The organism is Modestobacter sp. SYSU DS0657 (assembly GCF_054050925.1).
Genome location: NZ_JBJHAG010000052.1, coordinates 1 through 7,380, shown reverse-complemented (window position 1 = coordinate 7,380; position 7,380 = coordinate 1). Strand labels below are relative to the sequence as shown.

Annotated in this window: 6 protein-coding genes and 2 pseudogenes; 6 read left to right on the top strand and 2 right to left on the bottom strand. The window is 59.9% G+C overall.

From position 1 onward, the window contains the following. The first annotated feature begins 274 nt into the window (after nt 1-274). The 6 genes from ACI79A_RS19515 to ACI79A_RS19490 all read left to right on the top strand — a co-directional run bounded on the left by ACI79A_RS19515 (nt 275) and on the right by ACI79A_RS19490 (nt 6,557). Nucleotides 275-1,225: an NAD-dependent epimerase/dehydratase family protein gene (locus ACI79A_RS19515; RefSeq protein ID WP_457085415.1), complete on the top strand. Its 951-nt coding sequence runs from the start codon at nt 275-277 to the stop codon at nt 1,223-1,225. Then, nucleotides 1,222-2,496 (top strand): hypothetical protein, encoded by a 1,275-nt coding sequence (locus ACI79A_RS19510; protein WP_457085414.1) that lies wholly within the window; start codon nt 1,222-1,224, stop codon nt 2,494-2,496. The genes ACI79A_RS19515 and ACI79A_RS19510 overlap by 4 nt, the downstream gene beginning before the upstream one ends. Further along, complete coding sequence (locus tag ACI79A_RS19505; RefSeq protein WP_457085413.1) at nt 2,471-2,974, top strand: serine acetyltransferase; 504 nt, start codon at nt 2,471-2,473, stop codon at nt 2,972-2,974. Before ACI79A_RS19510 ends, ACI79A_RS19505 begins: the two co-directional genes overlap by 26 nt. A 148-nt stretch (nt 2,975-3,122) precedes the next feature. Then, a complete protein-coding gene (locus ACI79A_RS19500) occupies nt 3,123-3,905 on the top strand; it encodes a glycosyltransferase (protein WP_457085412.1) in 783 nt (260 codons plus the stop codon). Between the two features lie 157 nt (nt 3,906-4,062). Beyond that, nucleotides 4,063-4,995 (top strand): glycosyltransferase, encoded by a 933-nt coding sequence (locus ACI79A_RS19495; RefSeq protein ID WP_457085411.1) that lies wholly within the window; start codon nt 4,063-4,065, stop codon nt 4,993-4,995. Between the two features lie 566 nt (nt 4,996-5,561). Next, nucleotides 5,562-6,557 (top strand): hypothetical protein, encoded by a 996-nt coding sequence (locus tag ACI79A_RS19490; RefSeq protein WP_457085410.1) that lies wholly within the window; start codon nt 5,562-5,564, stop codon nt 6,555-6,557. Nucleotides 6,558-6,761: 204 nt separating this feature from the next. Here ACI79A_RS19490 and ACI79A_RS19485 read toward each other — a convergent pair. Beyond that, nucleotides 6,762-7,099, bottom strand: a pseudogene (locus ACI79A_RS19485) (transposase); the annotation flags it as partial. 72 nt (nt 7,100-7,171) lie between these two features. After that, nucleotides 7,172-7,380: pseudogene (locus ACI79A_RS19480) on the bottom strand (hypothetical protein); the annotation flags it as partial.

The window sequence follows — 7,380 nt, the reverse complement described above, 5'->3', positions numbered from 1 at the left end:
CGGCCACGTAGGCGGAGGCGCGGGGGTCCAGCCGCCGCCGGGCCCGTTCGGCCAGCGCCCGATAGACGGTGGGCACCCGGGGGTGCCGGCCGTAGACGCCCGCCCGGTAGACGGTGTCCTGCCGCTGCCGGGCGAGTCCTAGCGCTGTGGTCATCGACACACGCTAGTGAACTACAAACCGTTCGCGAGACAGCCCGTTCGAGGCATCATACTGCTGACTACCTCTGCGTTGATACCTCCAACTCGTTGCCTCCGACCACCTGGAGTTCGCCACATGCTCACAGCCCTCGTCACAGGCGCTGCTGGTTTCATCGGCAGCCGACTTGCGGCAAACATCCTGCAAACACGGCCAGGTTGGCAGGTTGTTGGCGTAGACAACTTTTCTGACTATTACGACACGGGATTGAAGAAGGCGAGGATCGCCTCGCTCGCCAACAATCCCAATTTTGTATTTCACGATCTGGATCTGGGTAGCGCGACACTCCCGAACTCATTCACCGAGACGACGACCGTATTCCATTTGGCGGGGCAGCCCGGAGTGCGCAGTTCCTGGGGAAGCAACTTCTCGGGGTATTTGAACGATAATGTGCTCGCGACGCAACGACTCCTCGAAGCAGCCACTACATGGGGAGGCCTGAACGCATTCGTTTACGCGTCGAGCTCATCAGTCTACGGGGAGGCGACCTCGTATCCGACCACTGAGGACCAGACCACTCGACCAGTGAGCCCGTACGGCGTGACCAAGTTGGCTGGTGAGAACATCACCATGCTGTACGGAAAGACTCGCGGACTACCCGTTGTGTCTCTGAGGTTCCATACCGTCTACGGACCCGGGCAGCGGCCAGATATGGCCATACATAGACTCATCAATTCCGCCATTTCCGGCGACATATTCGAACTGTACGGGGCTAGGAACTTTGTGCGCGACTTCACCTACGTAGATGATATCGTAGCGGGTTGCATAGCTGCAGCCGACAGCCCTGACGCGCTCGGTCACGTAATCAACCTTGCTGGCGGTTCATCCGTCTCGATGCAAGAACTGGTCGACCTGATTGGCAAGGTCGCAGGGATGCCGGTCAACTTGGTCGACAGGCAACCTGTCGCTGGAGACGTCCGAGTTACCGGTGGATCCATCAAAAAGGCCAACCGCCTACTTGGGTGGTTCCCGACTGTCAAGCTAGCAGAGGGAATTGAGGCGCAATACCAGGATCTTCTAGATAGATGAGCGCTGAGGCGTCGAATGGGCGAAAGTTTGGTGGTCTGATCTTAGCCCTGGACCAAGGGGTGGTCAGTGCAATCAATGTCGGCGTCTTGATTCTTTGGGCTCGAAGCTCCGATATATACGACACTGGAGTGGTAGCCCTATGTCTGACTACGCTTTCTTTCGTTGGCCTCGGCACCAAAGCCTTTTTTGGCGATTCAACACTGATATCGCGACACGACATGGGTCCCGGGAACGCCTCCAAAGCAATGCTCACCTGTTTTACGGTCGGGGGCGTTGTCATCGGCTTCGTCATGGGCTTAGTCGCTGCGCTTCTGGTGAGCCCCGTGGCCGGACTTCTCCTCGGAGTTGGGGCCGCTGCTGGCCAAGTCCAGGATGCGCTGCGCTACCGGCAGATGCTTGCGTCGAATTACGTTGGCGTCCTACGGCTGGATTCGTCGTGGCTCGCAATTTCGTGTTTAGGTTGGACCGTATCCTTCGGCGAGGATGGAACATTCGTCTTGCTGTCGTGGGCGGCAGGTTCCGTCATTGCGGTTGCTATGGGCGTTAGGCGTGGGGAGATCGCTGATGGACAGCTCAATCTCGGGGCCTATTGGAGCCGAGTATGGGTCGCAGGTCGCGCCCTCCTGCTCGACGTCCTAATATCTCGCGGTAGCGCCCAGGCTAGTTACTACCTCTTGGTTGGCATCGTCGGATTGGCGGCGACAGCTGGATTGCGCCTGGCTGACACGGTGCTGGGCCCGATTAACGTACTTCTCCAAGGCGCACAAACTTTCCTGTTGGCGGAGCTTGCGCAGGATCGTCGTCCAGTCAGAGAACTACCTTTGGCGAAGCCCCTAGTTGTCTTCGCCGTAGCTGGCTCGTCGGGTGTCATTTTTACGCTAGCGCTGCAGTGGGTGCCCGAGTCTGCCATGCGCAGCGTTATCGGACCAGCTGCCGATTCTGTAATGGCCGCCTTGATGCCACTTGCGGTCAGTAAACTGTTGGCGGCCGTCGGTATGGGAGCGGTCGTCGCCCTGAAGGTCGCTGGTCACGCCAACGCAATAGCAACTGGACGAAGCGTTGCTGGCGTGTTGACCGTCGCATCAGTAGCGGCGTTAGCTATCCCACTCGGGGTGCCCGAAGCGATCTGGGGGCTGGCGCTGGGGTCGGCCAGCATGTCCGCTTTTGCATGGGCAGCTGTCGCCTACTACCGCACCGCTGAAACCAGAGCCGAGGCCCTGAGAACGACGTCGGCCGGAAAAGCAGATGGAGCGCAACTTGCAGACACGTGAATTTGTCATGCAGGACTGGACGCGGAACGCCGGCAGGCCCAAGTCAAGAGCTTTCCTAGTTTTGTTTAGAGCGGCACAGTATACGCGGCTTCGATGGGGGCGACGATCGCCGGTGGCACTCGTCTGCGCCGTGCTATCCCGCGGACTCGGGGAGCTGGTGCTTTCCATGGAGATCCCCATTGCGACGCAGGTGGGGCCCGGGCTGCGGATCGACCACGGGGGAGGACTGGTTATCAATGCCAGGACCATCATCGGGGCTCGTGTCACACTGCGGCACAACGTGACGATTGGAAACAGTGGTAGTTCCGACGTCTGCCCATGGATAGGCGACGACGTTTCGGTGGGAGCTGGCGCAACGATCCTGGGAGGCGTACGCGTAGGCGCGGGCGCCAAAGTGGGGGCGCAATCGCTCGTCGTGCAGGACGTCCCCGAAGGAGCTGTTACTCTCGCGCCTCTGGCCCGAGTCCGTAGCAGTTGATCAGGTCCCACTTGGTAGGAGCTTCGCGGCCCCCCAATACTGCAAGCATCGGGCGGACCAACTCCAGCGACTGGCTGCACGAACGCAGTTCGAACCTTCCGAGCCCAGAAAAATCTCATACAGTGCAGATAAGATTAGGGAGCAGCAAGTGAGTCGCTTGCCGACGCTGACGGTCGTGATCGTCACCTACAACAGTGAGTCGGTCGTTGGCGACCTACTTGATGAGCTTGTAGGTGAAGATGTCGAAACCATCGTCGTCGATAACGCCTCAAACGACGCTACAGTCTCCCTGCTGGAAGAATATCCTAGTGTCCGACTCATACGAAACGACCGGAATGTAGGCTTCGCCGCTGCCGTGAATAGAGGCATTCAGGAACGTGCTCGGGAGGACGTCCTACTGCTCAACCCTGATGTCCGCCTACCTGACAGCGGTCTGACGGCCTTACGGCAACGGGCTGCGCAATGGAGCGGTGACCGGATCGTGGCCCCGCGCCTGGTGAATCTGGACGGCAGCATGCAGGAATCGGCGAGACGATTTCCGTCGTTAGCCAGTCACGTAAGGCGCCGCGTCGGCCGGTGGTCGTCGACGCGCCGCGATCGATCCCGGATAGACAGTCGTCCCGACTGGGCGATAGGAGCGGTCCTCTACGTGAGCGGAAACTATCTCCGCCTGCTAGGCCCAATGGACGAACGGTTCTTCTTGTACTGTGAGGACGTTGACTGGGGCGTACGTTCTTGGCGCGTCGGGTCGGGCGTTACTGTTCTGTCGGATGTGACTTTTCGCCATGCACACGTGCGAGCCAGTAGGCGAGGATTTGATCTCAACAATCCTGCGACTCGTCATCACTGGGCGAGCATGTGCAAATTGTACCTTAAGTACCCGACCCTTGCGCTCGGTGCATCCGTGAATCGGAGTTCCAGTGTCGTCTAGTCTTCGCGTTTGCTTTCTGCTTCGAGGCGATGGGCTGACGAAAAGGGGCGGTGACGTCACCAAGGCGGAGCGGCTGTGCGAGTCTCTCAACTCCTTGGGACATTCGGCGTCCATTGCGTTCGGTGAACTAGGTGCGCGCGACCTGAAGAGGGTTGACGTGGTACATCTGGTCAATATAGATCTTCCGCTCGAGAATCGAGCTCTGCTAAAGGCCACTCGGGAAACCGGTGCAATGGTCGCGCTGTCTACGGTGCATCACCCCGTGAGCGGCGTTGAGGCCTTTTATGCCAGCGACCTTGACCGATTCTTCGCGGGCGCGCGACTTATAGGTCTCACGGCTGACAGGGCGGTCGGGGTGCGGGAAATGGCAAAACTCGTGCGGCGAGGAAGTGTCGCTCAAGGAATCTCCGGCTTGCGAGGCGTTTCTGCTTCGCAGACAGCTCTGGCCGCTGAAGTAGACCTGCTGCTGCCAATGGCGCGTTCAGAAAAGCAGGCACTTGAGGCTGACTTGGGACTGCAAGAGGGTGGCACTGTCGTGCCCAACGGAATCACCTTCGACCCAATGTCGACTTCAACGGATAGAGATATTGACCTGGTCGTCGTTGGTCGCGTGGAACCAAGGAAGAATACTCTCGCCCTCGCTCGAGCTGTGCGTAAGGCTGGGCTGCGTGCAGTCTTCGCTGGAGCCATCAACGGCAACCACGGGGCCTATGTCCAGGCTTTCCTGAAGGAGGTCAGCAACTCCGATCGGATGTCCTACGTCGGCTCCCTCCCTCACGCCGACGTGCGGGAACTTCTCTCGCGGTCCCGGTACTACTTGAACGGTGCGTGGTTTGAGGTGGTGAGTCAAGCTGATATGGAGGCGGCTTCTTGCGGCTGCCGAGTCTTGACTACCAAGTACGGCTACTCGAGCGAGTTCATCGACGTTGGCCCAGGCTTGATAGATCCAGTTGCTCTGAACGGCCGTAGCGGCGCGGAATACCTGCTTCAGTTGTTGAACGCCGTGGACCAACCAACTGGCCCACCATCACCCTTCTCGTGGCGAGATGCTGCTATCGAGTTGGTTCAGGCGTACGAGTCGACTATCTGATGTCGCCGCGAAGTGCGTCGAAGATGGCCACGAAACTGACAGACGTCAAGTTGTGGCCTGCAGTCGCCACTGTTGTTGGTGCGTTTTGTGTCGGGCTAGTAGTTCTATCCCTTAGTGACGAGTTGCTCCGACTGTGCATTATTGCGTCACTGTTAGTCGTCTGTTTATGGTTAGCCCACAGACGGCTTGGTGTGCTATGGCACCCGAGTATCTTGCTCGGAACATTCCTGGGTCTTTACGGACTGGTCGGTTATCTGGTTTATCATCACCTTCGACTGGAAGGACCACAGCCGACCCTCTTCATCTTCAGTGAATCTGAAAGACTTGCCACGCTACTGGTTTTCACGTTGGCCAGCACTGCGTGCCTTGCTGCTGGGGCAATAGTTGGCGGTGGCGTCAGCGGGGGTGCATCTCGACAGCGAGCGAGCCGACTGAACGCTTTGCCTGTGTGGTTGCAACTAGTCGGTGCGGGTGGGTCTCTCCTTGTGTCAATCATCTACCTCGCGGGACTGGACGTCGGGTCATTGTGGAGCCGGGGTGGGTATCAAGACTTCGGTGGTGAACTCGTGGAGTTGCAGCGCCTAGGGTCGGCTCTGTCGATCCCTACCGGGTTCCTCAGTTGGACTCTTTTCTTTCTGCCGGCAGCATCCATGGCCGCGCGCGCGCTGGCCGCTGTCTCGCTCTCACTATTGCTCTTGATAAGTTTCGGTACGTCGAGCCGGGAACTCGCGCTCGTTCCTCTACTTATGTTGGGTGCTTGGGCGGTGACTCGGGGTCGGCCAGGTGTTGTGTGGGTGTTGGGTGCCGTAGCAGTATCCGCCTTTGTCTTTTCTGCCGTTATCTCCTGGCGACTCCAGCAGGGGCAGGGCATTCGTGCTTATATCGCCTCACTCACTACCCGGCCGGGTGAAGTGATGACAAGCGAACTAGGTACTATCGTGCCAAACCTTCTGGCCGGATTTCCTAATGCGTCGTTCGTTTTGCTACGGTCGCCACAATTGACGTGGGATTCCGTTGTTACGGCGATCAACCCGTTGCCCGCGTCTTGGCTTGGGTACTCGGCGGCTAGCTCCGACTATTCCATTGTGTCGTATATCCCATATGGAACTGTGGGGACGCTCGCGAACGTCTCGAGCTGGGCCATTGCCTCCTTTTACTTCTTCGTTTCAGGACTGTTTGCATTCGTCTGGCGGCGAACAGGGGAGGCTGTTGGAGTGCGGCTGCATGAGGCCTTGACTCGTCCCATGCTGATCGCGGGGGCTTTCCTTGTATGTCTGCTGTCTATTCAGTACCAAGTGCGAGCTACGGCGCGCGCGGCCGAGTTGGTTTTGATTGCTGCTGTCGTGATGTTGACGTTAGCAGGTTCTGAAAGGCGTCAGCGGGAACGCCGAAGGGTCGATGGGGCACTGTTAGGGGTGGCGAACCAGCAAGAGGCTAAGCCTTTGTTCAACACCCCGAACAGGGGAGCAGAGCTGGCGATGCGTGGCACCACCGCACAGCGGTCGGCGGCCACGCGATCGGCGCGCGGCATGTCCTCGTCGCCGACGCCCCCGATGACGTAGCCGTGGGCGCGCGGGTCCAACCGCCGCCGGGCCGCATCAGCCAGCGCCCAGTACAGCCAGCGCCCAGGACACGGTGGACGTCCCGGGGGAGTTGTCGTACGTAGAGCCTGCCGTTAGACGGTGCTGCCGCTTACGTCCGGTGCCCACCGTTGAGCTCGTGCCTGTCCGCGTGTCACAGCCGTCGCAACGCGGTCGGATCTTCTTTGCGGCGAGGTCATGGACCAGCGGGTAGGTCATTCTGGGAGGACATCGCGGGGAAAGTAGGCCGTCGCCCGCCGCAGGATCTCGTTGTCCTGCTCCAGCAGCGTGTTGCGCCGGCGCAGCTCCCGCAGCTCCGCCGACTCATCCGATTGGCCGCCGCCGCGGTCACCGGCTGCGGGAGGCGCGAGGCCGTCGTCTCGGTCGGCGATCTTCAGCCAGCGCTGCAGGCAGGACTCCGAGATCCCGAAGTCCCGGGCCACTTGGGAGATCGACGCCTCGCCCTTGCGAGCCACGGCGATGAAGTCACGCCGGAACTCCGGCGGGAACGGCTTGGGCGCGATGCTGATCCTTCCAGGGAGGCCGCAGCCTCACAGGTAAGGAGTCAACCGAACCGGGGGCAGTCCCAAGTGGTTTCAGGCGCCACTAGCCTGGCGCTTAGCTTGCGCGCTATCTGCGGATTGTTGCGCCATCAATTCGAGTAGGTAGGCGCCGTAGCCGCTCTTGGCCAGCGGCTCGGCGGCCCGGCGCAGGCCGTCGTCGTCCAGCCAGCCGTTCCGCCAGGCGACCTCCTCGATGCACCCGATCTTCAGCCCCTGCCGCTCCTCGACCACCGAGACGAACT

Bases quoted from the DNA above. Each gene is read 5' to 3' on its own strand.
- ACI79A_RS19515 (WP_457085415.1), top strand. From the start codon at position 275: ATGCTCACAGCCCTCGTCACAGGCGCTGCTGGTTTCATCGGCAGCCGA.
- ACI79A_RS19505 (WP_457085413.1), top strand. From the start codon at position 2,471: ATGGAGCGCAACTTGCAGACACGTGAATTTGTCATGCAGGACTGGACG.
- ACI79A_RS19510 (WP_457085414.1), top strand. From the start codon at position 1,222: ATGAGCGCTGAGGCGTCGAATGGGCGAAAGTTTGGTGGTCTGATCTTA.